21 protein-coding genes, 8 pseudogenes and 2 other annotated features are annotated in these 26347 nt (G+C 42.2%); of the genes and pseudogenes, 8 read left to right on the top strand and 21 right to left on the bottom strand.

Annotation, left to right across the window (positions count from 1 at the left end; translation table 11 throughout):
* The coding region (locus MFLO_RS05500; RefSeq protein WP_173400573.1) for a transposase at positions 1–456 on the top strand (456 nt) is incomplete at its 5' end.
* Here the strand turns inward: MFLO_RS05500 and ytpR are convergent.
* The 3 genes from ytpR to MFLO_RS05485 are packed head-to-tail and all read right to left on the bottom strand — an operon-like array spanning position 453 to position 2201.
* A complete protein-coding gene (gene ytpR, locus MFLO_RS05495; RefSeq protein WP_036096902.1) occupies positions 453–1070 on the bottom strand; it encodes a YtpR family tRNA-binding protein in 618 nt (205 codons plus the stop codon). The genes MFLO_RS05500 and ytpR overlap by 4 nt on opposite strands.
* Before the next feature lie 6 nt (positions 1071–1076).
* Positions 1077–1874, bottom strand: coding sequence for a DUF1444 family protein (locus MFLO_RS05490; RefSeq protein ID WP_036096900.1), 798 nt, complete (start codon positions 1872–1874; stop codon positions 1077–1079).
* A 15-nt stretch (positions 1875–1889) separates the two neighbouring features.
* Positions 1890–2201, bottom strand: a complete 312-nt coding sequence (locus MFLO_RS05485) for a thioredoxin family protein (RefSeq protein ID WP_036096910.1) — start codon at positions 2199–2201, stop codon at positions 1890–1892.
* Positions 2202–2337: 136 nt separating this feature from the next.
* On the opposite strand from MFLO_RS05485, the gene MFLO_RS05480 reads away from it, so the two are divergent.
* Entirely contained in the window at positions 2338–2781 is a 444-nt protein-coding gene (locus MFLO_RS05480) for a YtoQ family protein (protein ID WP_036096899.1), read from the top strand.
* 24 nt (positions 2782–2805) lie between these two features.
* On the opposite strand, the gene MFLO_RS15555 is transcribed toward MFLO_RS05480, so the two are convergent.
* Positions 2806–2982 carry a hypothetical protein gene (locus tag MFLO_RS15555; protein WP_156065832.1) on the bottom strand — a complete coding sequence of 59 codons (177 nt, stop codon included), beginning with the start codon at positions 2980–2982 and terminating at the stop codon, positions 2806–2808.
* Positions 2975–4048, bottom strand: coding sequence for a M42 family metallopeptidase (locus MFLO_RS05475; protein WP_036096908.1), 1074 nt, complete (start codon positions 4046–4048; stop codon positions 2975–2977). Before MFLO_RS05475 ends, MFLO_RS15555 begins: the two co-directional genes overlap by 8 nt.
* 168 nt (positions 4049–4216) lie before the next feature.
* Between MFLO_RS05475 and MFLO_RS05470 the strand changes: the two genes are divergently transcribed.
* Positions 4217–4528 carry a PepSY domain-containing protein gene (locus tag MFLO_RS05470; RefSeq protein WP_036096898.1) on the top strand — a complete coding sequence of 104 codons (312 nt, stop codon included), beginning with the start codon at positions 4217–4219 and terminating at the stop codon, positions 4526–4528.
* A gap of 42 nt (positions 4529–4570) precedes the next feature.
* Here the strand turns inward: MFLO_RS05470 and MFLO_RS05465 are convergent, their stop codons facing one another.
* From MFLO_RS05465 to MFLO_RS05425, 9 genes and pseudogenes are all read right to left on the bottom strand, one after another.
* A complete protein-coding gene (locus tag MFLO_RS05465) occupies positions 4571–4813 on the bottom strand; it encodes a metal-sensing transcriptional repressor (protein ID WP_036096897.1) in 243 nt (80 codons plus the stop codon).
* A gap of 135 nt (positions 4814–4948) precedes the next feature.
* Positions 4949–5782, bottom strand: a pseudogene (locus MFLO_RS05460) (YtnP family quorum-quenching lactonase).
* Positions 5783–5848: 66 nt separating this feature from the next.
* Entirely contained in the window at positions 5849–6496 is a 648-nt protein-coding gene (gene trmB / locus MFLO_RS05455; RefSeq protein WP_036096896.1) for a tRNA (guanosine(46)-N7)-methyltransferase TrmB, read from the bottom strand.
* A gap of 8 nt (positions 6497–6504) precedes the next feature.
* Positions 6505–7286, bottom strand: a pseudogene (locus MFLO_RS05450) (phosphotransferase family protein).
* 235 nt (positions 7287–7521) lie between these two features.
* On the bottom strand, positions 7522–8988 hold the full coding sequence (gene mdrM, locus MFLO_RS05445; protein ID WP_036096895.1) for a multidrug efflux MFS transporter MdrM: 1467 nt from the start codon (positions 8986–8988) through the stop codon (positions 7522–7524).
* The gene (locus tag MFLO_RS05440) at positions 8988–9422 is read right to left on the bottom strand and encodes a MarR family winged helix-turn-helix transcriptional regulator (RefSeq protein WP_036096894.1); all 435 of its coding nucleotides are present in this window, start codon (positions 9420–9422) and stop codon (positions 8988–8990) included. Before MFLO_RS05440 ends, mdrM begins: the two co-directional genes overlap by 1 nt.
* A 195-nt stretch (positions 9423–9617) precedes the next feature.
* A complete protein-coding gene (gene dat, locus MFLO_RS05435) occupies positions 9618–10484 on the bottom strand; it encodes a D-amino-acid transaminase (RefSeq protein ID WP_036096893.1) in 867 nt (288 codons plus the stop codon).
* An 88-nt stretch (positions 10485–10572) separates the two neighbouring features.
* Positions 10573–11986: pseudogene (gene pepV, locus MFLO_RS05430) on the bottom strand (dipeptidase PepV).
* A gap of 85 nt (positions 11987–12071) precedes the next feature.
* Positions 12072–12489 (bottom strand): annotated as a pseudogene (locus MFLO_RS05425) (NUDIX hydrolase).
* Positions 12490–12607: 118 nt separating this feature from the next.
* On the opposite strand from MFLO_RS05425, the gene MFLO_RS05420 reads away from it, so the two are divergent.
* Together MFLO_RS05420 and MFLO_RS15340 are read left to right on the top strand one after the other, a co-directional pair.
* Positions 12608–13432 carry an NAD(P)H-hydrate dehydratase gene (locus tag MFLO_RS05420; RefSeq protein ID WP_036096892.1) on the top strand — a complete coding sequence of 275 codons (825 nt, stop codon included), beginning with the start codon at positions 12608–12610 and terminating at the stop codon, positions 13430–13432.
* Between the two features lie 340 nt (positions 13433–13772).
* Positions 13773–13979 (top strand): P-loop NTPase family protein, encoded by a 207-nt coding sequence (locus MFLO_RS15340; RefSeq protein ID WP_149022975.1) that lies wholly within the window; start codon positions 13773–13775, stop codon positions 13977–13979.
* 34 nt (positions 13980–14013) lie between these two features.
* On the opposite strand, the pseudogene MFLO_RS05410 reads toward MFLO_RS15340, so the two are convergent.
* The 7 genes and pseudogenes from MFLO_RS05410 to trpD form a co-directional block, all read right to left on the bottom strand.
* A pseudogene (locus MFLO_RS05410) lies at positions 14014–15628 on the bottom strand (putative polysaccharide biosynthesis protein).
* 115 nt (positions 15629–15743) lie between these two features.
* Positions 15744–16166: a hypothetical protein gene (locus MFLO_RS05405; RefSeq protein ID WP_036096890.1), complete on the bottom strand. Its 423-nt coding sequence runs from the start codon at positions 16164–16166 to the stop codon at positions 15744–15746.
* A 54-nt stretch (positions 16167–16220) separates the two neighbouring features.
* Positions 16221–17002, bottom strand: a pseudogene (trpA, locus tag MFLO_RS05400) (tryptophan synthase subunit alpha).
* Positions 16999–18201 (bottom strand): tryptophan synthase subunit beta, encoded by a 1203-nt coding sequence (trpB, locus tag MFLO_RS05395; protein ID WP_036096888.1) that lies wholly within the window; start codon positions 18199–18201, stop codon positions 16999–17001. The pseudogene trpA and the gene trpB overlap by 4 nt, the downstream one beginning before the upstream one ends.
* Positions 18198–18809: a phosphoribosylanthranilate isomerase gene (locus tag MFLO_RS05390; protein ID WP_036096886.1), complete on the bottom strand. Its 612-nt coding sequence runs from the start codon at positions 18807–18809 to the stop codon at positions 18198–18200. The genes trpB and MFLO_RS05390 overlap by 4 nt, the downstream gene beginning before the upstream one ends.
* Positions 18806–19575, bottom strand: a pseudogene (gene trpC / locus MFLO_RS05385) (indole-3-glycerol phosphate synthase TrpC). The gene MFLO_RS05390 and the pseudogene trpC overlap by 4 nt, the downstream one beginning before the upstream one ends.
* Positions 19572–20591, bottom strand: coding sequence for an anthranilate phosphoribosyltransferase (gene trpD / locus MFLO_RS05380; RefSeq protein ID WP_036096884.1), 1020 nt, complete (start codon positions 20589–20591; stop codon positions 19572–19574). The pseudogene trpC and the gene trpD overlap by 4 nt, the downstream one beginning before the upstream one ends.
* 163 nt (positions 20592–20754) lie before the next feature.
* Positions 20755–20967 (bottom strand) — a binding site (T-box leader).
* Positions 20968–21011: 44 nt separating this feature from the next.
* Positions 21012–21260 (bottom strand) — a binding site (T-box leader).
* A gap of 336 nt (positions 21261–21596) precedes the next feature.
* Between trpD and adhE the strand changes: the two are divergent.
* The 3 genes and pseudogenes from adhE to MFLO_RS05365 all read left to right on the top strand — a co-directional run bounded on the left by adhE (position 21597) and on the right by MFLO_RS05365 (position 26342).
* Positions 21597–24198, top strand: a pseudogene (gene adhE / locus MFLO_RS05375) (bifunctional acetaldehyde-CoA/alcohol dehydrogenase).
* Positions 24199–24360: 162 nt separating this feature from the next.
* Entirely contained in the window at positions 24361–25278 is a 918-nt protein-coding gene (locus MFLO_RS05370; RefSeq protein ID WP_036096882.1) for an ABC transporter ATP-binding protein, read from the top strand.
* Positions 25275–26342 carry an ABC transporter permease gene (locus tag MFLO_RS05365; protein WP_036096880.1) on the top strand — a complete coding sequence of 356 codons (1068 nt, stop codon included), beginning with the start codon at positions 25275–25277 and terminating at the stop codon, positions 26340–26342. Before MFLO_RS05370 ends, MFLO_RS05365 begins: the two co-directional genes overlap by 4 nt.
* Positions 26343–26347 lie beyond the last annotated feature (5 nt).

The raw sequence follows: 26347 nt of genomic DNA, 5'->3' as shown, positions 1-26347 counted from the left end.
TACTATCTCTATAAATCCAATTCAACCATTTGTGAAGGATGTGCACTTCGCACAGAATGTACGGACAGTCGAGTCTATGAAAAGAGTTTGACTCGCCACCTATGGGAAGCTGACCTTGAACGATCGGAGGAGTTACGCCATACAGAACGCCACAAGGCGTTCTATAAAAAGCGAAAAGAGACGATTGAACGATGTTTTGCCGATGCAAAAGAAAAGCATGGTATGCGTTATGCGACGTATCGCGGATTAGCGAAAGTCACACTGCAAGCCACGCTTACTTATACTGCCATGAACCTGAAAAAACTAGCTTTATGGACGTGGAAGAAGTCTTGTTCTTCTTCGAGTTTTTTCATTCTGAGAGCTAAAAACGACAATCCCGTCTTTTTTTTCATTTTGGAATTGTCGTTTTTCAACAGTCTGAAACATCCGGTACCAACCGGATGTTTTTGTTTTTAGAACGCCACTGGAAATGTAGCGCCAACTTCAGCGTCTTCATTCAAAATAAGGATACCTTTTTCTTGCGGCGCGTCTGGGATGGCGAGTTCGCGTGCAGCACACAGCATCCCGAAGGAATCTACACCACGCAAATTCGAAGGCTTGATTAGAAGCCCGCTTGGCATGACAGCTCCGACTTTGGCGGTCACGACTTTTTGGCCTGCAGCAACGTTCGGCGCGCCGCAGACAATTTGGAGTGTTTCAGTTCCAACATCAACTTGGCAAATACTTAATTTGTCAGCATTAGGATGTTTTTCAATGCTTTCTACGTAACCGACAACAAATTTCGGCGTTAAGTCCACTTCAAGTTGGTCGCTAAAGCCCGCTTCACTGATGACACGATTTAATTCGGCCACTTTTTCATCAGTAAGTTCGACTTTTCCTGCCTCGTTAAGTGTGAAGTAATTTGATGCGTGAAAGATGTTAAATCCGCCAAGTTCATTTGTTTTTTCATCGTAAATACGAACAACGTCGTCTTTTTTCTCAAACAAACGATCTTCTCTTGCTATATCTTGAATCGAAACGATTAATGTATCGCCGATTCCTTTTTCGTTATAAAAAACATTTACTATCAAGTGCCCCTACTCCTTTGGTTGATTTTTTGCCATAATAAAGATCGGTTCTAGTTTACCATCATTATATACAAATGGCAAAGAGGTCACCGGAACAAGCCCTTCTGCAAAGAACTTCATTGTCATATGCGCCATTACATCGTAACCCGTCTCGTTTTGAATGTCTGCAATAATCAGCACATCTTGGTGGGGAATTGAAAGAACCATCTCACCATTAATTTTTGCTCGCATTTCAGCCAGAAACTCCAAATTTAAGACTCGACTTGCATCATAGCCATCATTGGCACGAAGAAAATAAAAACGATTCTGAGAAACGGTATCTTCATTCAAAATAACCGGAAGGACATTTACATGTTTAAGGGCAGCCTGCTCAATCTGCTCTTGGGTAAAGCCCGCCTGCTCACGCATTGTCTCTGTAATAAAATGATAGGATTGGCCTTGATCAATGACATAATAAATGGTTGTTTCAGCGGTATGTTCACTGGTTAAAAACGTCTCTCCTGCTTTTGTTTGTTTGGGAAACGAGCTAGCACGGATAACTGGAAAAACCGCTGACAGCGATTTACTTAAATTGGGCTTTGCCGAGGAGGCGCGCAATCCCTCGTTCACGTAGTAGCTGATTTTAGTGACGGCGTTTTCACCTTCTTCTTCATAACGCGCAATAATTTGCGGTAGTGACAGCGTGATTTGTCCGCCGTTTTCTCGGACGGTTAATTGATCTTTTTCGCGGTTAAATGAAAACGAGCGGTTTTGTTTTTGTAAAAGTTGTTCAAGTTTGGTTTTCATTAAAAGCGTAGTCATTTTCATTTTTTCTTCCCCTTTCTAGAGAGCCGCAAGAAAGTCATTGATTTCTTCTTTCGTTTTCCGATCTTTACTTACAAAACGACCGATTTCTTCCCCGTCTTCGTAAGCCAAAAAGCTTGGTATACCAAAAATTGCAAGATCCGCACACAGATCCATGAATTCATCGCGATCGACATGGATAAAAGTGAAGTCATCATTTTCGCTTTCGATTTCAGGCATAAGCGGATCAATATAACGGCAATCACCGCACCAGTCTGCACCAAACATAAAAACCGTCTTACCTTTATTTTTCAATGTCTCAAATTCTTCAATAGATTTTAATTCTTTCATCGCAAACGCTCCTTCATTTTTCTTCTCACTAAATCCTACCGAAGAATCGAATCCACGTCCAGAGATCCGCTCGAAACCCATCAGTTGAAACGCTTTCATTTTATGAGGTATGATGGATAAAAGGAGTGTGGTAAAGATGAAGTACACGATTTATTTAGCTGGCGAAATCCATTCCGATTGGCGCCAAGAATTGCAGGAAAAATTGCAAGAAATGAAATCTGCGGAATTTACCTTTACGGGACCGCAGGAAAATCATGAAAAATCTGATGCCATCGGCGAAACCGTCCTTGGCACGCAGCCAAATTTGCTTTACCGAGATATTCAATCTTCCAAAATCAACAACCTGCGGACACAATTGTTTTTAAACAAAGCAGATCTTGTGATCGCCTATTTCGGCGAAAAATTCAAACAATGGAATACTGCTTCCGACGCGACTATTGCTATTGCTAAAGGAAAACCTGTTATTTTGATTCGCCCCGAAAAACTTCATCACCCACTCAAAGAGTTGGCAGAACGGGCAAATGTTACGGTTGGTTCGATTGATGAAGCTGTAAAAGTAATGGAATACTTATTTGATTAAAAAATGAGACCTCACCTCGAGGTCTCATTTTTTAATTCGTCTATTCCATAATGCGCTAATAAAAACTAGTATTGCCGCAATCAAAGCTGTTAAAATCCAACCTGATTCAATCTCCAGAACACCAAAAAGTTTTAAAAGCGCAGCCAGTACTGCTGAAACGCCAAGTAAAACTGCGATCCAAAAATCTGTTCTTTTAAGCATTATCGCGAATCGTTTCAAATGTCGTTTGGTCAAGCGTCCGAACAATTGTTGTAATCATTTCTTTTGCTGCCGCGTAGTCATCGACATGTAAAATTGAATTGGTAGAGTGAATATAACGTGACGGCACTCCAATGACTGCACTTGGGATTCCGTTAAGTGATGTGTGGACTTTACCGGCATCAGTTCCTCCAGGGGATACGAAGTACTGGTAAGGAATTTTGCCAGTTTCGGCAGTATCAAGCAGAAACTCGCGTAAGCCGCGATGCATAACCATGGTACGGTCATATATCCGCATTAGGAATCCTTCCCCAAGCTGACCAAACTGTGTTTTATCTCCTGTCGTATCATTTGCAGGGCTCGCATCGAGCGCAAAGAATAAATCAGGCTGAATCATATGCGCACTAACTCCAGCACCGCGAAGTCCCACTTCTTCTTGGACATTGGCACCGCTGTATAGCGTATTAGGCAGTTGTTCGCCTGCCACTTCTTTCAAGAGCTCAATTGCAAGCCCTACCCCGTAACGGTTATCCCATGCTTTCGCCATAATTTTCTTTGGATTAGCAAGCGGCGTAAATTCGGATACAGGAACGATGAACTGGCCAGGTTTAATTCCAATCGCTTCAGCATCCGCTTTTGAATCAGCGCCAATATCAATCAAAAGTCGTTTCGGTTCTGTCGGCTTGGAACGTTCCGCTTCGCTCATTAAATGAGGCGGAACAGAGGCCACTACTCCAACTATCGCTCGGTCTGGCGTCATAACTTCTACACGCTGTGCTTGGAGCACTTGCGGATTCCAGCCGCCAAGCGTTTGGAAGCGAATCATCCCTTTGGCAGTGATTTCAGTAACCATAAAACCAACTTCATCCATGTGACCCGCTACAAGGATACGCGGCCCGCCATTTGCACCGCGACGCACGCCAAAGATACCACCTAAGCCATCTTGAATAATTTCATCGGAAACAGGTTCAATTTGTTTGCGAACAAATTCTCTCACGCGAAATTCATCGCCGGAGGCACCTGGGATCTCGGTCAACTCTTTAAAAAGCGCTAATGTTTCTTCGTTCAACTGCATTCACCCTTTCTTTCTGACTTTTTTAGTATAGCAGACTTCGCAAAACGAGGCACTTCCTTTAATTGCTTTTGGACAAAAAAAAGTATAGTATAGAAATACGCAAGCCTAAACACGCGAAATCTGATTGTTTGTTACATACAAAAAAGCTAGGGAGGAAAGATCATGGACTGGAAAGCTTTTGTGGCTGGTACTTTTGCCGGTGCCGCAGCAGGTCATTTACTTTACCATTATGTGCTGGGGGACAGCGAAATTTCAGGCGACGTTATTTTAGAAAATGTAAAAGACGCCTTTAAAAAGGAAGGGCCGATCGAAGGTTCTTGGATTCAACTAAAAAAACAGCATTATAAAAAATATGCGATCGACACTTACGTGTACCACGGCGGAATTACCGCTATTCGCGAAGGTGAAAAAAAGCAGTTTGAATTTATCGCTGACGCGAAAACAGGAACTGTCATCGATATTTATCTCACATAGAAAAAAAACACGAATTTTCCTGAGTAAGGAAAATCGTGTTTTTTAACGCAAAAATGCATCAATAGCACGTTCTGCTTCGGTTTTTTGTTCATCTTTAGAGAACTCTAGCAATTGTTCTTTAAAAACTGCTTTTTCAGCCCCTTCAACTGCTTTTCTAACCGCTGTAAGCTGAATCAAAATTTCTGATGGATCGCGGCCATTTTGTACCATTTCTTTTACTTTTCGAACGTGTCCTTCGATTCGAGCCATTCGATTAGCGATGGCTTTTTGTTTATCTTGATTCATAAAAATACCCCCATGCGGTATATTTTAAACATCCCCCTGCAGGGGATATAAAAACAGTTTATTATCAATGATCTATTCTGTCAACTTGAGTGAAGAATAGAATACCTAATAAAAAAAGCCCATTTCGGGCTTTTTTTAAACTAAAATTGAATCGGTGATCTCTCCTGCTTGGTCAAGTTTGACAGCATGATATTTTGCATCATGATAGAATAAAAACCAAGTGGATCCATCACGCCATTTTTCAAATAATGCTTGTTTTTGAAAGATACTATCAAGCGGATAATCATCATAGGCTGTTACCCAAAGTACGTTTTGATGAGCATGTGTCGGAAAGATATCCGCCATATGCACTGCTCGTTCAGCGCCAGATGTTAGTTCAATAACGGCATGTCCAGCACTATGTCCGCCAGTATGAATCATTTTCACGCCAGGAAGCAGATCAAGTTCGTTCTTAAAAGTTTTTACCTGGCTTTCAATCGCTTGCCAATTTTCAGGCCAGTACGTCGATTTGGAACGAATATTTGGCTGTTTCATTTCCAGCCATTCCGTTTCAGACACAATAATTTCCGCATTTTTAAAGATTGAAAAATACTCACCATTTTCTCGTTTCCCCGTCAACCCAAGAACATGATCATAGTGCAGGTGCGTCATCAAGCAATAATCAATCTCTTCTGGTTTGATTCCTTTTTCTTTTAAATCTTGCAAGACAAATGACTCTTTTTGAAGACCAAAGTTCCTTTTTTTGTTTTTTCAGTTAATCTGTTATTGCCGATCCCTGCATCGATCAAGAGTTTTTTTTTCGCCTATTTGTACAAGCATCGGATCTGTGCGTATTGGAACTTGGTTTGCCTCATTTCCAGGATATTTTTTCATCCAAACCGGCTTTGGGACAACCCCAAACATTGTTCCGCCATCAAGCGCAAGTTCGCCTCCGCGCAGCCAATCAATGGTTATTTCTCCTAAGCGCATGGTTAACGTCCCCCTTTTTATTAACATAATATAATTATGGAAAAGAAGCTGCGTAAACGTCAGCTTCTAGGATTCTCTATCAAACTGGGCTTCTAGCCGATAAATCGGAAAACCTTTTTGCGAAAATTTTTCTTCATATTCTGTCATCACATTATTTTCGAAGTTACTGTTGTGCAGGTCAAGCGAAACATATGTGAGCAGAAGTCCAAACTCTGAAAATGCTGTAAGCGAATATTCAAACAAGCCGCGATTATCGGTTTTAAAATGGATTTCGCCTGGATTTTTAAGTAAAGATTGATAAATCTTTAAGAATCTTGGATTTGTCAAACGGCGCTTAGTATGCCGTTTTTTAGGCCAAGGATCAGAAAAATTTAGATAGAGGCGTCCGATTTCTCCCGGTTCAAAATATTCGCCAAGCAGTGCACCATCAATCGACAGCAATTTTGCATTCATAACTCCAGCGTCCATGACTTTATCTAGCGCCGATACAAGCACGCTTTCGACAACTTCAATGCCGATATAATTGATTTCAGGATTCTGTTTAGCCATGCCACTAACAAATTGACCTTTTCCTGAACCAATTTCGATATGGATAGGATGGTCATTTTGGAACAACTCTCGCCATTTTCCTTTCCACTTTTCCGGTTCACTAACAAAAATATCTGGATGTTTTGCTAGTTTTTCTTTTGCCCATGGTTTATGTTTCACTCGCATAAATTCTTTTACACCTCATCATCTTTTACGATCGTATTTAAAAGCATTTCTGCTTTATTCTTTTCAACTTCTGGAAGCATGCTGTCACTCAAGCGTCGCAATGTTTGGAACAATGCATACCACTTTAGCTTGCGGTGAAGCTCAATTGAATAACTCTCTCCATATGAAGCGAGCCAGCTGTTCCAATCATCTCGCGGTACATACTGATATAATAGCATTGCGACATCTATTGCTGGGTCCCCGAGCATCGCTCCGTCCCAATCGACTAAAAAGAGTTCATCATCGCTTGAGACCATCCAATTATTGTGGTTAACGTCACCATGACAGACTACTTGAATGGCACTCCCTACCTGCGTAAGGTTTTCTTCTAGGTACTTTAAAGCAAAAGTTTCGGTTTCCGTTTTCAGCAAGAAATCGGATTGATACTTCTGTAGCAAGTCATGGGCAGAAAGGTGCACTTCCCCCATTTTAAGTAGCATCTGACGCAACTTTTCAGAATGATGGATTTTAGAGAGGAGTTTTGCGACTCTACTATCGCGGCTCATTTCTGATGCATTTAGCACACGTGCATTTATCCATTTTTGTGCTGTAATCACATCGCCGTTTTCAACTCGTCTTGTCCACATTAGTTTTGGGACGATATCCAGTGCAGAAAGCGCAGCTAAAAAAGGCGAAGAATTCCGTTTTTAAAAAAGAATTTTTCGTCTTTATGTCGCGCGATAAATGCTTGTCCTGTATCCCCGCCTGCAGAACTTATCTCATATTCAGTTCCAAAGAAAAACTCTTCCATCATCCAACACACCTTTTTGTGAAGTTCAAAAGGTTAAACTTCTTCTCTTTCTTAATAGTGTTGCTAAAAAGATTTTACTTCTCCTAGCGGCCGAAGTCAAGCAGTCATATGTTCGCTATACACTTTGTCAACAGGAAAACTGAGTGAATCCGCTTTCTCACCGCCAATCATTTCTTTTTGATGACACAAAAAAGAAACGCCTCTTTAGAAAAAGACGTTTCAATCGAAAACTCGTTTAGTTCGTTTCTTTTTTGACAATCGGCTCCATGCCGTTTGAGTTCTTGCGCAAGAACAGTGTGAGAATACATGCTATTACGCTCGAAATTGCTGCCACTAAAAAGGCCACTTCGATTCCGTGAATTAAAACATGATTCGCAATCTGTTCTTTTGTTTTTCCGATCATTTCACTTGCTGGAAGTGACTTCCCAAAAGAAGCAGCACTTTTTGACATTACTGTAATCAGTGCTGCGGTACCAATGGACCCAGCTACCTGTCGCATCGTGTTAAACATTGCAGAACCGTGTGAAGCAAGTGAAAGCGGCAATGCATTTAATGCTGCGGTTTGAAGCGGCATCATCACCATTGCCATACCGCTCGCACGAATCGTTTGAACAATCACGATGTACGTTAGTGTTGTCGTTTCATCCATATTAGTGAACATAAAGGTGGATACGGTCATAATGATCAACCCAATAAGCGATAAATATTTAGCGCCGAAACGGTCAAACATCATTCCTGTTACCGGCGAGAGCACAGCAGTCATAAGTGCCCCTGGCAATAGAACAAGCCCAGAATCAAGTGGCGAAAATCCGCGGACGTTTTGCAAGTAAATCGGAAGTAGCAACATCCCGCCAAACAAGCCCATCATAACGAAAAAGCTGATCACAGTTGTCAGAGTAAATGTAGGATTTTTAAAGACTTTAAAATTAAGCAACGGCGCTTTCTTGCCGCCTTCATAAATGATAAATACCGTTAACACAGCAAGCCCAAGCAAAATGAAGCCAAGTACTTTCATCGTGAGCCATTCATGATCGCCGGCGTTACTAAATCCAAGCAGCAAGCTGCCGAATCCGATTGTGGAAAAAATGACGCCCCAAACGTCTAGTTTCGGGAAAGTACGTTTTCCGACATTGCGAAGCAAGAAAATCGCAACAATAATATCTAAAATTGCAAATGGAACAATTAATAGGAATAAATTGCGCCAATCAAATTGCTGAACGATCCAGCCAGATAGCGTTGGACCAATTGCAGGCGCAAAATTCATCGCAAGCCCGATTAATCCCATTGCACGTCCTCGCCGTTCAATTGGGAATAAATTAAGTACCACTACTGTAAGAAGCGGCATGACAACACCCGCACCTACAGCTTGAATCATCCGCCCAGCAATTAGCATTGGATAGTTTTGAGCAAATCCGCCGATTAACGTTCCGATTGCAAAAGTGATCATCGCAAACAAGTAGAGTTGTCTTGTTGTAAAACGTTCAATTAAAAAAGCAGTTGTTGGGATCATGACACCATTTACCAGCATGAAACCGGTTGAAAGCCACTGTCCTTGGCTGGCAGTAATGCCAAAATCCTTCATAATACTTGGTAAAGCTACATTCATGAGTGTCTGATTCAAGATGGTAACAAACGCCCCCATCAACATGACAATCAAAATCCCATTACGCTTCACAGCTGCCGTGTGTGCTTTCATATTCATTATTTGATCCCTCTTTCTAATAGTTCAATGATTTTCCGGTGAGTGTTAAGCATGGACATCAGCTCTTCTTTCCCAATACTTAAAATTGGTGAAAGCCGCTCGAAAAATAAATCGTAAGTTTCAGAAGCTTTTTGTTCACCAAGTTCGGTCAGTTCCAAATTGAGTGCTCGACGGTTCAGCTCCACTCTGCTACGCATTAAAAAACCCGCTTTCACAAGACGGTCAACAATGCCAGACGTTGTACTTTTGGAAAGTTTTAAGCGTTCAGCCAGTTCTCCAAGCGTCAAATGCGGCTCGCGTTTTAATGCACTTAAAGCCATCAGTTGTGTTGATGTGATGTTTTTCTTGTCTGCTTCTTCTGACAAAAATTGATGTGTTTTTTTGGAAACCTCACGAAATGACAAAATCACTTCGCGAACTAGCTTTTCATCCAAGTCTTTCCCTCCCATATCATTCGCATCCGAATAATTCGTATGCGAACTTTTAGCATAATGAATTATACACCTCTTAAAATTCTTGTCAAGGCACTAAAACAAAGTATTTCCAATGAAAGCGTCATCAATCGTTTCATTCCAAGACACAAAAAAAGAGAAGGTTTTTCCCTTCTCTAAAAAAAGAGCTAAACTATTTTAAACTGGAAGAAGTTCGCCACACTCTGCTACAATTTCTGCTTCAAAAAGCTCATGAACTTTTTGTGTGACTGGACCACGTAGGCCAGTTCCGATCACAGTATCATCCACCGTCGTAATCGGTGTCACTTCAAGGGTTGTACTTGAAATAAAAACTTCATCAGCTGCGAGCAAATCAGAAACTGTAAAATTAGCTTCGCGTACTGGAATGCCACCTTTTCCAGCTGCTTTTATAATCACCTGACGAGTGATCCCGTTCAAAATTAGATTGTCTGCACTATGAGTCCACAAGACACCATCTTTAATGATAAACACATTCGAAGCAGAACACTCTGTAATCGTATCACCGCGATGTAAAATAGCTTCAAGAGCACCTTCACGATGTGCTTTGTTTTTTGACATTATATTTCCAAGCAGGCTGATGCTTTTGATGTCACAGCGAAGCCAGCGAACATCTTCGTCCGTAATCGCTTTTCCGCCGGTCACAAAAAGAGCTTCGTTTCGAGGAACTTCACGCGCGGTGGCTGTTAAAACGCCTTCCAAAGGTAAGTCATCCGGAATCACGTGATTTCTAGGAATTTGAATCCCGCGTGTTACTTGTAGATACACATTCCCTGTATGGATATTGTTTTCAGAGGCAAGCTGTTTCAGAAGGTTTTTCAAAATATCTTTTGGATAAGGAATGACTAAGTCAATCTTAGCTGCACTCGCATAAAGTCGATCAATATGTTCGTCAAAAGTAAAGAATTGTCCATTATATAAACGAACAACTTCATAGACACCATCGCCAAATTGATAACCGCGATCTTCAATGTCAATCGAAGCTTCTTCTCGATCTACAATTTTGTCATTAATTAATACTTTCATAATTGTCACTCCTTTTTGATTTTAATAAAATTACTGCTGCAAGAACCAAAATCTGGTTTGCAACAGTAATTTTTTTCAATTATACCGCTTATTTTGCCAACTTGTAAAGCGCTTCTGCATAAATGGCTGCAGCTTTTAACAAATCATCAAAATAGCTGAATTCATCTTTTTGGTGCATCGTATCTTCACGCCCTGGGAAGAGTGCTCCAAACGCCACACCTGTATCCAAATGGCGCGCATACGTTCCGCCGCCAATTGCAAGAAGAGTAGCTTCTTCACCCGTTTGTGAAGTGTATACTTCTTGAAGTGTTTGAATGAGCGGGTGATCTTCTGGAACGAATAATGGTTTGGAATCATCATAATGCGTATAACGACCGTTATACTCAAGTACGACTGTTTCCATTTTATTTTTTTAATTTATCCATGCTTGCAGTAACTGGATAGCGGAAATTAAGACCAAATGTACCGCCTTCGCTTGCACTATAGCGCAAGATGCCGACGTTCATTGTCAAATCGCCGCTTTCTTTATCTTCATAGTTAATGCCGAGTTTGGTTGCACGGGAATCATTGAAGAGATAATCTCTTCCGAAAGTAACAAAGTCTTGAGCTGTTCCAGTAAGTTCAAATTTGCCTAGGAAAGCTACAAGCAATAAGCCAGCGTTTACGCCATTATTTGGTTCCATCGCGTGAGCAGATTTACCAACAACTGAAAGTGTAACTTCTTTGTCTGTTGCAGCGAATTCACCGCTCACATCATGACTGCTTAAGAAGTTTGTAAACTCTTGTTTAAGCTGGTCACTGTCTTTCACTTCACTTAAAACAGCTTTTGCATGATCAGGTACCATGTTGTAACGTGCTCCTGATTCCAAACTTTCAAGATTGAAGGCTTGATAGCCGTCCTGTTTGCTGTCTTTAAAAGAAACGTCTAACTCTGAAATTCCTTTTTCTGCATGAATGATTGGAAATTCAGCATCAGGAACAAAAGCCATAGTCGGCTGTTCTTCTGTTTCAAAGTAACGTTCTACACAGCTCATTCCACTTTCTTCGTCAGAACCGACGATAACGCGGATACGTTTTGAAAGCGGCAAGCCAAGTTCTTTCACAATTTTAAGGGCATAGTAGCCGGCAATTGTCGGTCCTTTATCATCTGCAACGCCGCGTGCAAATAGTTTACCGTCCTTTAAAATCGGATCAAACGGATCATTGCTCCAGCCGTCGCCGACAGGGACAACATCAACGTGTCCAAGAACACCAACAAGTTCTTCACCTTGGCCATATTCAATATGACCTGCAACATTGCCGACTTCTTTTGTCGTGAAGCCATCTTTTTTACCAAGATCAAGCATATAATCGAGCGCTTTTTTCACATCCGGACCAAATGGCGCATCCTCTGTCTTCTTGCTATCATCGCGTACACTTGGGATGCGAAGCAAGCCTTCTAAATCCTTATAAAAATCATCTTTTCTTTTTTCAACTTCTTCTTGCCAGTTAATTTCGCTCATTCTCTTCAACCCTTCCATCATTAACTTATGCACTTCCATTGTATACCCTTTTTGACGCAGTTGGAAGTAGAAACTGTTTACTTTTCTACGACCGTTTCATAAATCCTTGAATGGCTTCAAAATCCCAGCGCATCATCCGTGAACTGTATACAATGTCAAGTTTTTCCAACCCTGCCTGAGAAAGTTCAAACCACTCGTATGCTTGATGCTCATCTGATAAACAAATCGTTTGACCAGGCGGCATATCCACCAAATAAATGACACCTGTCATTTGATAATCAACGTGAAACAGTTCCCATGTATCGTATAAAATAAACGGTTGTACTTGAAGCCCGGTCTCTTCCAAAACTTCACGAAAAAGACATTCGCCGTGCGTTTCCCCGTAGTTCATTTTTCCGCCGGGCAGATCATAGACATCTTCACTAACTCCGGCCTTTTTTTAAAGCCAAGAATTTGCCGTCTTGAACGATGACAGCTTTTACTGCCGGAATGACTGGTTTCATTTTACAAACCCCTCCTTCTTTCGATAAAATGAAGATAAATAATCTCTTGATATATTGTACCGCGCAAACTTCTGAAAATCCAATCTGAACAAAGGAGACGAAATTACTTTGAAAAAAAATCACCCCTAAATCAATCAGCGGTTTCATCGCACAGCGAGATGAAGAAGGTTATAAAAATCAATACGGCAAGGTGCTAATCGTTGCTGGGAACAGTATGTACGGCGGTGCCGGTATTTTAGCTGCACAAGGGGCTGTATATAGCGGTGCCGGACTTGTAACACTGGCAAGCGATCCTGTTAACCGTAGCGCCCTTCACGCCCGCCTGCCAGAGTGTATGTTTCTTGATTGGACGAATCACGGTCTCCTACTTGAGCGCTTGAGCCAGTTTGATACCATTTTAATCGGTCCGGGACTTGGACTTGACGGTGTCGCGTATACACTGATGGAAATGGTACTTTCAGGAGTTTCAGCAAGTCAAAACGTGATCATTGACGGCGACGGAATCACGCTTTATGCGAAGGGTGACTTGCCGCGGCCGGACGCTTCCCTTTACTTCACCCCTCATGCTGGTGAATGGGAACGGCTTAGCGGACTTACTGATGACTGCGAAACCAACCTTGAAAAAGCAAAAGAACTTGGAGCAACCGTTATTTTGAAGGGCCATCGAACAAGAGTTTTCGCGGAAGATGAGGTTTGGCAAAATATGTACGGCTCCTCTGCGATGGCTACCGGAGGAATGGGCGATACGCTCGCCGGGATCATTGCAGGATTGATGAAGCAAGCTGCAGAACCAATTGAAGGTGTACTTGCAGCTGTATTCTTCCATAGTTACATCGGAGACATTCTGGCGAAAAAGCGTTTTGTTGTGCTGCCTAGTCAAATTGCGACAGAGCTTCCGATTTACTTGAAAATCTTCAGCGAAATGTCCGAATCGGCTTATTAATTTTTAGGAGGCGGCAAGGTGGTTAAGATTAATATTATTGGCCCTTCTGGTTCTGGAAAGTCGACACTTGCAAGAGAACTCGCTGCAATCTATCACATTACTCCCGTTCATTTAGATCGACTTTTTTTTTGAGCCTGGGTGGAAAGCCATCCCTAAAACGGATCTGCTTCAAAAAGTAGCAACTCATATTGAAACAAATGATGCCTGGCTGATTGAAGGCAACTATTCGATCACATGGCCGCTTAGGTTTGCAGAAGCCGATCTAACCATTCAACTTGATCTTCCGCGACGGATTTATCTCTATCGTGCCATTAAACGAAGTATTAAAGGGCACGGTAAAGTGCGGCCGGATTCGGCGCCCGGGTGCCCAGAACGGATTGACTTCGGGTTTTACAAGTTTGTTTGGGATTACCCAAAGCGCCGTGGCGAAGCAATCCAGATGCTTGATTCACTTTCAGCTGGTCGTGTCATCACGCTTCGAAGTCAAGCGGAAGTTAACCGCTATTTAATTTCGCTCAAGCAAAATCTTGCTTTGAAGTCGGATTAAGCAAAAAGCACGGCCCGCGGGGGTCGTGCTTTTCTTATTTGATACCAAATTTTTCGCGCATCCGTTTGCCTCGCGGTCCAAATAGTTTGTCCGATAAATGAAGTTTGAACGCCATGAATGCGTAAAGAAATGCACCAGCACCTCCACAAATCGCAACAAGGAAAAAGGCCGTAAGCTTCCGGTCTGGATCGAGCACTATCGAAAGCGGATAGTAGCAAAGTAGCACAACAGCTGACATTACAAGCGTTAAAAAAAACGAATAATGTGGCACGCCGCGCAATCAATCCGAATCCGAAGTTTGCATAGCGTTTGATAATCTGGATCATGAAAAGACAAGATACTGCGTAACCGAGCCCAGTTGCAAGAATGGAACCTTTTGCCTCAAACAACATAATGAGCGGCATTTGCAGAACCGACTTTGTCAGCAAACCAAGTAATAGTCCAAGTACAGTGAAACGCTGTTCGTCGATTCCTTGAAGAACCGCAGCTGCCACACTGAAAAGCGAGAACAAAATCGCAAACGGTGCAAAAAATTGTAGCAACGCTGTTCCGTCCGAACTAGCTGTGAAGAATACGGTGAAAAGCGGCCGTGCGAGAAGTGCGATTCCGATACATGCAGGAATGGTTAAAAACAGCAAAATTTGAAAGACATCGTTCAGTTGCCGCTTCACTTGTTCACGCTCACCACGCACATAAGCAGCAGTAACAAGCGGTACAAGCGCCATCGAAAACGCAATCGCAAGTGTCCCAGGAATCAAAATGAGTTTTTGTACGTCGAAGTTGATGATTGCCACATAGCTGTTTACTTTATCAGCAGTAATTCCAATGTATTGCAAGACTCGTCCCAGTGTAAATTGATCAATCAGCTGATAAAGCGAAGTAGCTGAACCGACGATAATAAACGGAATCGCCGATAATAGTATTTGTTTATACAGCGTTGAAATCGAAACTTCAAGTTCGCCTCGGTCAGAGAGAAGCGTTCGGTCAAGCCCTTTCTTGCGTTTAAAGAAATACCATAACAAGATGACAAGACTTGCAAGCGCACCGACAAAAGCAGAGAAAGTTGCAAAACTGATTGCCGTTACAACCGAGCCTTTCACGACATACATTACAACAAATGTGCTCGCAAGTAGGAAAACAATGCGGACAATCTGCTCAACGACTTGTGAAACAGCGGAAGGCCCCATCGAATTGTATCCTTGAAAGAAGCCGCGTAAGAGACTCATGACCGGAATGATCAAAAGTGCAAAACTCACGGCACGAATCACTTGAACCCCGTCTTCAAGACTATAGCCGCCCTCAAGCTGCTGTAACCCTGCAAGAAACGGTGCAAGCGAGTACATCGCAATAAAACAGATGATCCCTGATAAGATCATCAAATAAATACCAGTTTTGAAGAGGCGACGTCCAATTTTGTATTCTTCCATCGCGTTATATTTGGCAATATATTTGGCGACAGCAAGCGGAATCCCCGCAGTTGCCACACTCAAGAAAAGCTGATAAGGCACATAACCAAAGTTATAAAGAAGTGCCGGTTTGTCTCCGCCGATAATGGCGTAAAAAGGAATGACATATAGAATTCCGAGCACTTTTGAAATCAAAGTTCCAAGTGTCAGAATAAACGTTCCTCGAAGTAATTTCGAACCCATCCTTAAACTTCCTTTACGTTAAATTAAAACAATCTCTTGTTTACTTTACCATTTAATCCCTTAAAAAAAAAAGAACAAACTGAAAAAGAGCAGAAATTCTGCCCCCTTTCCATCTTTATTCTGGTGTTTGTTCCCATTTCTTCACTGAAAAAATTCCAGCAATTGTGAGCAAAATCAGCATGAGCGGAATGAGAAGACCGCTAAGTGAAAAGCCGCCGTTTACGCCGGATAAGACAACTGAAAATACCATAAAAGCAATATAGAGATAATAAACGAACAGTTTTACAGAAAGCTGTTTTTTTAAGCGGCGGTATGCCAGTAAAAATAAAACGGTGAAAAGTACAAAAAAGATCACATTAATGGACGTATTTAACAGTGCCGAGCGGATCATTTTTTCAGTGAGTTTCAGCGTTTCTCTTTCATTAATCGAAAGCAGAACCGTTACAAAGCCAGTAATCGCAAGCAAGGCTTGTAAAAGTGAAATGAGTGCAACGATAATCGTTGTCGTTTTTGCTTGTTTTAAGTAGGTTTCTTTCAAGACAGCACGCTCCTTTTCCACTTGACTTTACCATAGGCGCCCGCGCGGGTCAAACTAAGCTTTTATCGTGATTGAGGCCATTTCATTTAAAAAGCGAGCCAATTCCTCCCTTCTACCTTCATGGAGCAGTGTAACAATTTTACTTCCGATTACTACACCGTCTGCAACTTGGCTAAATGCCTCGACTTGCTCGGCATTTGAGATACCGAATCCCGCCAAAACGGGAATGTCCGCTTCACGTTTAAGCACCTTCAAATGTGCATCTAAGCCTAATCCAAATGTTTGTCGCTCGCCAGTTGTCCCGTTCACCGTGACCGCATAAATAAAGCCTTCCGCCGCTTCGCTAATCCTCTTAATACGCTCGCTTGAACTGGATAATGAAACAAGCGGGACAAACGCAATATCGCTTTTTGACAGTGCCGGTTCAAGCAGGTCGTGATGCTCGCTCGGCAAGTCAGGGATGATCAGTCCTTTGATGCCAGTTTTTTCGAGGCTTATAAAAAAAAGCTTCAATCCCGATTTGGTAAACTGGATTAAAATACGTCATGAGAATAAGAGGCACCTTTGTTTCAACGGTTGTAAGTTTTTCGATGATTGCTCGTAGAGTTGTACCAACATTAAGCGCACGAAGTCCGGCTTCTTGGATAACAGGCCCATCTGCGACAGGATCGGAAAAAGGAACACCAATTTCAATCGCGCTTACTCCTTGTTCTTCCAAAAAGTGAATCGTATCTGGAAGCGTAGAAAGTCCCCCGTCGCCTGCCATAATATACGGGACGATCAACATTTCTTGCTCAGATGCCTTTGTTTTTTAAAATTTGAGTTAAGCTTTTCATGACCTTTTCTCCTCCTTTAATCGTGTACGGATTTGATCGACATCTTTGTCGCCGCGTCCTGACAAACAAACGATGATACTACTTTCTTTCGGCATTTCAGTGGCAAGTTTGACGGCAAAACTAACTGCATGAGCACTTTCAAGCGCCGGGATAATGCCTTCGGTTTCTGAAAGGAGTTTAAATGCTGAAACGGCTTCTTCGTCAGTCACTGCTTGATACTCTGCGCGGCCAAGTTCTTTGAAATAAGAATGTTCGGGCCCAATCCCCGGATAATCCAGTCCGGCGGAAATGGAAAAGGCTTCGATGATTTGTCCGTTTGGATCTTGAAGAACATCCATCATCGCCCCGTGGAGCACGCCTTTTCTCCCCTTTTGAAGGGAAGCCGCATGAAAGTTTGTGTCAAGTCCAAGTCCGGCGGCTTCGACTCCATAAATTTTCACACCGGTATCTTCAATGAAAGGATGGAATAGCCCCATCGAATTGCTACCCCCGCCAATGCAGGCAACAAGCGCATCCGGCAGTTTCCCTTCCCGTTCCAAGTGTTGCTTTCGTGCTTCTTTTCCAATCACACTTTGAAAATCGCGCACAATTTCAGGAAATGGATGCGGCCCGAGCACGGAACCCATGATATAGTGCGTATCTGTGATATGTGCCGCCCAGTAACGCAGCGCTTCATTTACCGCATCTTTCAGTGTTTTACTTCCCGCTTTTACACTTACCACTTTTGCACCGAGTAGCTCCATTCGAAAAACATTGAGCGACTGGCGTTTCACATCTTCTTCACCCATAAAAATCGTGCATTCCATGTTAAAAAGTGCCGCAACCGTCGCCGTCGCTACACCATGCTGACCGGCTCCTGTTTCTGCAACAAGTTTAGATTTTCCCATTCTTTTTGCAAGCAGTGCCTGCCCGACGGTATTGTTGATTTTATGTGCACCGGTATGATTTAAATCTTCGCGCTTTAAGTAAATCTTTGCGCCCCCTTCATGTTTTGTCAGTTGTTTTGCGAAATAAAGCGGCGTTTCTCGTCCAACATAATCTTTTAAATAATAGTTGAGTTCTTCTATAAACGCCTGATCTTGTTTTGCATTTTGATAGGCTTTTTCAAGCTCATGAATTGCCTGCATCAATGATTCTGGAACAAACTGCCCGCCGTAGCTGCCGTAAAAACCTTTTTGATCTGGTGCTTGATACGTCATTTTTGATCTACTCCTTTCGCATTTGCGATAAATTGTTTGATTTTCATCTGATCTTTTTGGCCATTAGTCTCAACACCCGATGAAACATCGACCATAAACGGTTCAAAATATTCGACCGCTTCCTCGACATTTTCCGGTGTAAGCCCGCCTGCGATCACAAGTTTGTTTTTCTCAATTTGACTGACGTTCGTTTTTTTCCACTGGAAAGTCTTGCCGGAACCGCCTTCAAATTCAAGCGGAGGCGCGTCGAGCAGAATTAAGCTTGCTGGATACGCCGAAGTGTCCCCACAAATTTCGCCATCACGAACTTTGAAGGCCTTAATGCTCGCTCCGACTTCTTTGACAAACAAAGGGTTTTCTTCGCCGTGAAGCTGGACGTAATCGAGTGGAACGGACTGTTTCGCCTCAAGTACTTCTTCAAGTGTCGGATTCACAAAAACTCCGACCGTTTCGACACCTTCTGGAAGCTCGCTAACAATTTTATGCGCCTCGTGCGGTGTGATTTTCCGCTTGCTGTCTGCAAAAACAAAGCCAATCATATCCGCCCCATGCTCCGCCGCAATTTTCGCATCCTGAACGGTTTTTATTCCGCAAATTTTTACTTTCATCGTCTTACACGCAACCTTTCTGCCGCAATTTTCGGATCGGCTTCACGCATCAGCGCTTCCCCAACGAGAACTGCATGATAATCTTGCTGACACGCGCCACATCTTGACTCGTCGCAAAACCGGATTCGCTGACATAAAATCTATCCCGCTTGTCCCGTTTTACCGCTAACCGCTCGCTTACACTGATATCGGTTTTAAAGGTACGGAGATCGCGATTGTTTATCCCGATCAGCGGAGCATTCAGACGTTCTGCAATCCGTAGCTCGGCTTCGTTATGGACTTCAAGCAAGACAAGCAGTTCTAAGTCAGCGGCTTTTTGATATAAGGTTTCAAGTTTTTCTTCTGATAGTGCTGCGACAATTAAAAGGATTGCGGATGCTCCGCGATTTCGAGCGCGAATCATCTGTTTTTCGCTGATGATGAAATCTTTACATAAAACAGGGATAGATACGGCTTTTGTTACTGCAGCTAAGTCTTCGATTGAACCTTTGAAAAACTGAGGGTCAGTTAAAACTGAAATCATCGCAGCGCCGGCTTCTTGATAGGCTTTTGCTTGGGTCGCCGGGTCGACATCCAGTTTGATCGCTCCTTTTGAAGGCGAGGCGCGCTTCACTTCAGCGATTAGCTGGATACGTTCTGGATGGCTTTTGAGCTGATCAAGAAAGCTCATTCCGGATGCTTGTTTTGGGAGCAAGTTTTCAAGCGGCATCTCGGCGACTTCAAGGCGTTTTGCGGCAAGTATTTTTTCCAAAAAAACGGGTTTCATCCTGCAAGCACCTCCTTTTGTTTTGTAAGCAATTCATGAAGTTTTGCGTTCGCTTCGCCGGAAAGGATAATTTGTCGTGCCAGCGTTACGCCTTTTTCTATAGAAGAAACTTTTCCGTAAGCAAAGAAACCAAGTCCGGCATTTAGAAGAACGGTATCAAGATACGCGCTTGGCTCTCCTGAAAGAACGTTTAACAGAATGGCTGCATTGGTGCTCGCATTACCGCCGCGAATTGTTGTTTTTGGCGCGCGCTTCAATCCGACATCTTCTGGTGTGAAACTCATTCGTTTGATGGCTCCTGCTTCAAGTAAGGCAAGCTGATTTTCACCGACAAGGCTCGCTTCATCCAATCCGCCTCCTCCGCTTATAACAATTGCCCGCTTGCGCCCAAGTTTTGAAAGGACGGTCGCTGTTTGTTCAAGCAAATCACTGCGATAAATGCCAAGTAGTTGTGCCCCAAGCGGAACGGGATTCGTGAGCGGTCCAATTAGATTAAAGATTGTTGGTGTTTTGAGCTCTTTTCGGACGTTCATCACATGTTTTAAGCTTGGATGAAGCTGTGGAGCATATAGGAAGGCTATTCCTACTTCATCAAGCAAGTAAGCGAGTTGCTCGCTTTGAAGTTCAAGCTCGATTCCAAGCGCTTGGCAGACATCTGCACTGCCGGAACGGCTCGAAACACTTCTATTGCCGTGTTTTGCCATTTTGACTCCGCCTGCCGCTAAAACAAAAGCACTTGTGGTGCTGATATTGAAACTATTCGAATGATCTCCGCCGGTTCCGCAATTATCCATTGCATCATTTTTCGTATAAGGTAGTGGCAATGCAATATTTCGAACGGCTCGTGTTAGGCCTGTCATCTCTTCTGCTGTTTCTCCCTTCATTTTGAGTGCAATCAGAAATGCTGCAAGTTCTGAATCCGTTAGCTCGCCTTTCATCATCATGTTTGCGACCTCTTCCATTTCGTTTTCGTTTAAATCTTGATGCTGATAGATTTTTTGCATGTATTTTTGCATATCTTTCCCTCGCTTTCTCTAATATGTCTGCGAATCAATCTTCACATTGTTTGGTGTCTTTCCGCTTTTTCTTCATCTTTTCCTAAGTTTTAAGCTGCATCACTATTTTTACTCCTTTCATGATATTTGTGAAAACAAAAAAGCCCTCTAAACGAAATATCGTTTAGAGGGCGAAAAAATCGCGGTACCACCTCATGTTTCAGCGTTTTGAAGACACTGCATCTCTGCCGAATAACGACGGCTAACCGTAAGTCCCTACTGATTTCAAGACTTAACGCGCAAGGCCCATTCCTTTAGCACTCCCGTCAAGCTTCCACCAACCGCTTGCTCTCTATCCGTTCGACGCTAAAGTACTCTTCTTGCTTCCTGCTTTTTCTGATTCAACTAAAAAAAGGGCTCCCCGAAGCTTGTCTATTTCTAGACAAGGACGAGAAACCCGTGGTGCCACCTTGTTTAACTTACGAATAAGTTCACTTTATTCCATCTGCCTTTCAGGCCAAATGGTGCCTTGTATAACGATAAGGCTTAGTCGCTGAATCCTACTTCGCACTGCGGTTCGGTTCAGAGCTAGAAAGTCCATTCGCACTAATGTCAGCTGCTGACTCACACCACCCGTCAGCTCTCTTGTAACATTCATTAGGCTACTTACTCTTTCATCATTGCTTTTTTGAAGTTGTAAGCAATCTTAGCAGATTTGTTTTTACTTTGCAAGGGGTTTAAAACACGGTTGCAAAAATGCGGCAGATTTCCCAATTTCAAATCATGCCGAAAGAACTATCTTTTTTTACGCTTTACATGTCCTAAGTCTTATTTTTTTGATTTTGTGAATGTTTTCACGTGAAACTATTTACAAACTTTTTTTCTTAAGATATACTAAATTTGTAATCAAATAAATCACCGAAAAAACGCGGCACTGTCGACTGCCACAATTTTTTTGGACATTCAGGGACACATTGAGACTAACATGGACGTTTTAAGTCCCTTCAAATTTAGGAGGAAAGAAAAATGGCGATTAAAGAAGAAGCGACTCGTGAAGTAGCAGAAGTACAAAAAATGATTGATCAATTAGCAAATAACGGTCAAAAAGCGTTAAAGGAATTTGAAAGTTTTACCCAAGAACAAATTGACCATATCGTACATGCAATGGCTCTAGCTGGGCTCGATCAACATATGCCGCTTGCAAAGATGGCAGTCGAAGAAACTGGTCGCGGACTATATGAAGATAAATGTATCAAAAATATTTTTGCAACTGAATATATCTGGAACAGTATCAAAGCAGATAAAACAGTGGGCATCATTAATGAAGACAAACAAACTGGTGTGATTGAAATTGCTGAACCAGTCGGTGTGATTGCTGGTGTAACTCCGGTAACAAACCCAACTTCAACAACTCTTTTCAAAGCGATTATTGCGATTAAAACAAGAAATCCAATTATCTTTGCTTTCCACCCGAGTGCACAAAAATGTTCGGCTGAAGCGGCACGAGTTGTGTACGAAGCAGCAGTTGCGGCCGGAGCTCCGGAACACTGTGTTCAGTGGGTTGAAAAACCTGCTCTTGAAGCAACGAAACAACTGATGAATCATGATAAGGTTGCGCTTGTTCTTGCAACGGGCGGTGCCGGAATGGTGAAATCGGCATACTCGACTGGTAAACCAGCTCTTGGCGTAGGTCCAGGAAACGTTCCTGCTTACATCGATAAAACTGCGAAAATCAAACGTGCAGTCAATGATGTGATTTTATCAAAATCGTTTGACCAAGGAATGATTTGTGCGTCTGAGCAAGCGGTTATTGTTGATAAAGATGTTGCGAGTGAAGTAAAAGCTGAATTTGCAGCAAATGACTGCTACTTTGTTAAAGGCGCTGAATTCAAAAAAACTTGAAAGCTATGTGATCAATCCTGAAAAAGGAACCTTAAACCCTGATGTTGTTGGTAAGTCCCCTGCTTGGATTGCTGAGCAAGCTGGATTCAAAGTTCCTGAAACAACGAAAATTTTAATTGCAGAAATTAAAGGTGTTGGCGATAAATATCCGCTTTCTCATGAAAAACTTAGCCCTGTTCTTGCATTTATTGAAGCGAAAGATCAAAAAGAAGCGTTTGATCGTGCGGAAGAAATGCTTGAATATGGTGGCCTAGGTCACTCGGCTGTTATTCACTCAACTGACAGTGAAGCGCAAAAACAATTTGGTTTACGTATGAAAGCTTGCCGGATTATCGTAAACGCTCCTTCTGCTCAAGGCGGAATTGGCGATCTGTATAACGGCTTCATTCCTTCTCTTACACTTGGATGCGGATCTTACGGTAAAAACTCTGTTTCGCAAAACGTTAGCGCAACAAACTTGCTTAATGTGAAACGAATCGCAGATCGGAGAAATAATATGCAATGGTTTAAACTTCCACCAAAAGTGTTCTTTGAAAAATATTCAACGCAATACCTTCAAAAAATGGAAGGCTTAAATCGTGTATTTATCGTAACTGACCCAGGAATGGTTGAATTTAAGTATGTCGATGTTGTGATCGATCATTTAAAACGCCGCGGTAACGAAGTAGCTTATCAAGTATTTGCTGATGTTGAACCAGATCCATCTGATGTGACGGTTTATAAAGGCGCTGAACTGATGAAAGATTTCAAACCGGACTGCATTATCGCACTTGGCGGCGGATCGGCAATGGATGCTGCGAAAGGTATGTGGCTCTTCTATGAACACCCAGAAGCTTCATTCTTTGGGCTTAAACAAAAATTCTTAGATATTCGTAAACGTACGTTCAAATACCCTAAACTTGGGGAAAAAGCAAAATTTGTTGCAATTCCAACAACAAGCGGTACGGGTTCAGAAGTTACTCCGTTTGCAGTTATCACGGATAAAGAAAACAATATCAAGTACCCTCTTGCTGACTATGAACTTACACCAGATGTAGCCATTGTAGATGCTCAATATGTGACGACTGTACCGGCTCATATTACGGCTGATACTGGAATGGATGTATTAACGCATGCGATTGAATCTTATGTGTCGGTCATGGCAAGTGATTATACACGTGGACTTTCGATTCGGGCTATTGAACTTGTATTTGAAAACTTGCGTGACTCAGTTCTTAAAGGTGACGAAGATGCACGCGAAAAAATGCACAATGCTTCTGCTTTAGCTGGGATGGCGTTTGCCAATGCCTTCCTCGGTATCAATCACAGTTTGGCACATAAAATTGGACCGGAATTCCACATTCCTCATGGTCGTGCCAATGCCATCTTGATGCCGCATGTTATTCGTTACAATGCAGCAAAACCTAGAAAACATGCGCTATTCCCTAAATATGAAAGCTTCAGAGCTGATGAAGATTATGCACGTATTGCACGCATCGTCGGACTTAAAGCTTCAACGACTGAGGAAGGTGTTAAGTCTCTTGTTGATGCAATTATCAAGCTTGGTAAAGATATCGGCATCGAAATGAGTCTGAAGGGCCAAAATGTTGATAAAAAAGCATTTGATACGGTTGTAGATACATTAGCTGATCGTGCTTTCATGGATCAATGTACAACTGCTAATCCAAAACAACCGCTTGTAAGTGAACTGAAAGAAATTTACATTGAAGCGTATAAAGGTGTTTAATACTACATCAATTTTATGAAGAGAGAATCGCCCTTCTTTTCCAACAAAGAAGGGTTTTTCTCATTCTTCGGACGTAGTAGAGAATAAAACTAGAGGTGAATGGCGAAGCTCTTGACTTTTAGGGTATAATACAAGTGTTGATCGTGAAAAAGGAGTGAGAAAATGACAGAAAAAGTGTTGCAGCTCGAAAATGTTTCCAAAAAAATCGGGCAAAAAGAAATTATACATAACATTAGTTTTGAAGTTGAGAAAGGTGAAGTTTTTGGGTTGCTTGGTCCAAATGGTGCCGGGAAAACAACGATTATTCGTTCGATTGTCAAATTGATCAAAAAAACGAATGGCGATGTGCATATCAGCGGTATCAATGTAGATGATAATTTTAAAGATGCTATTAAACATGTTGGTGCTATCATTGAAAATCCAGAGTTCTACATGTATATGTCTGGTTTAAATAACTTAAAGCAATTTGCACGAATGAGCCGCAAAGAGATTAGTGACAAGCAGATTATGGACGTGGTCAAACAAGTGAAACTTGAACATGCCATTACTAGCAAAGTAAAAACCTATTCGCTAGGTATGCGTCAGCGTCTTGGTCTTGCTCAAGCATTAATTCATCAGCCGGATCTGCTTATTTTGGATGAGCCAACAAATGGACTTGACCCGCAAGGAATGCGAGAATTTCGGGAATTAATCCGCGAACTTGCTCAGCGTGGTACTTCGGTTCTTATTTCGAGTCATTTGCTTAGTGAAATTCAGCAGATTACGGATCGTTTTGCCATCATCAATCAAGGCAAGCTTACGCATATTGAACGTATTACGGATTTAGAACAAGAAGCAGGTTTTACGATTCAGCTTGAAGTTTCAGATCCAGAAGCAGCTAAGCTTGTTCTTGAAACATTAGCGCTTGAAATCACTAACCGCAACGGTAACCAGTTTACCCTGCACACAACGAACGAAGTTGTTCCAGAAATTGCACGCGCTTTAGTAAAAGCAAATATTGATGTCTTAGAGCTTGCGAAAATTCACGTTTCCCTCGAAGACCGCTTCTTAACATTAACGAACGGAGGGGAAAAAGCATGAGTTTAATCAAGAACGAATGGCAAAAATTATTCTTACGCAAGTCGAGCTGGATTATGCAACTTGTTTTAGTCGTGATCGTCTTTCTAATGGCTTTGCTGATGTTTTTTGTACGCACAACAGCTGGTGATGACGAGTTCTCAAAACCAGTGGCACAAGGGGTTACTCAATACTATGATGAAGCAGGTCAACCGATTTCTGAAAATGAGTATAACTCTTTAATCTCAACTAAAGAAGGCTCAAAGCTCAATTTGAAATCAGAAACGCTATCCCCTAAAGATTCAGTTACGGTTTTAAAAGCTCAAAAAGAAATGACATCTGGTAAACAAGCAAAAGCTGAGCTGCAAAAACAAATTGATTATTACCAGGTTTACGCTGATCAAGGCAAAGTACCAATGAAGTCTGATTTTGCGCCAAGCGGTGCCGACTTCCTCAGTAGCTTGGGATCAGGCGCAAGCATTGCGACGATTCTTGTTGTGATTGTAGCAAGTACGATTGTAGCATCCGAATTTTCCGGTGGCACGATTAAATTACTGCTCACAAGACCTTACTCGCGCTCGCAAATTCTTGCATCTAAGCTTGCGATCTGTGTGTTCTATGCCCTACTCACAAGTGTTGTCCTGCTTTTATCCGCATTCGCCTTCTCCTTCATGCTTGGCGGAGATGCTTACAGTCTCCCTGTTTCTGCAAGTACGGGAGCTCTAAATGCTTATGAACTGGCCTTCCAAATGTTAGGAACGAATCTAATTTTGATGATTACATTCTTGAGCATTGCTTTTCTATTCTCTTCTGTTGTCCGCTCGCAAGCGCTCGCGGTCGGCGTCGGAATCGGAGTATTATTTTCAGGAAATATTATTGCTGCTATTTTACCGCTTGCAATCGAAAAATATGATTGGCTAAAATGGCTCATCTTCAACTTGCTCAACTTAAATTCGCTTGTATCTGGTTCAGGAATAGCTGGCGGACTAGCGATGTGGCAGGTCATTCTTGGTCTGTTTGTCTACGTTGCGTTAATTTTAAGTCTCACCTTCTATATCTTCAAGAAACGTGATGTAGCACTTAGTTAAATTAA

The sequence above is a fragment of the Listeria floridensis FSL S10-1187 genome (assembly GCF_000525875.1).
Lineage (GTDB): Bacteria > Bacillota > Bacilli > Lactobacillales > Listeriaceae > Listeria > Listeria floridensis.
This window is presented reverse-complemented; position numbering and strand designations above follow the sequence as displayed.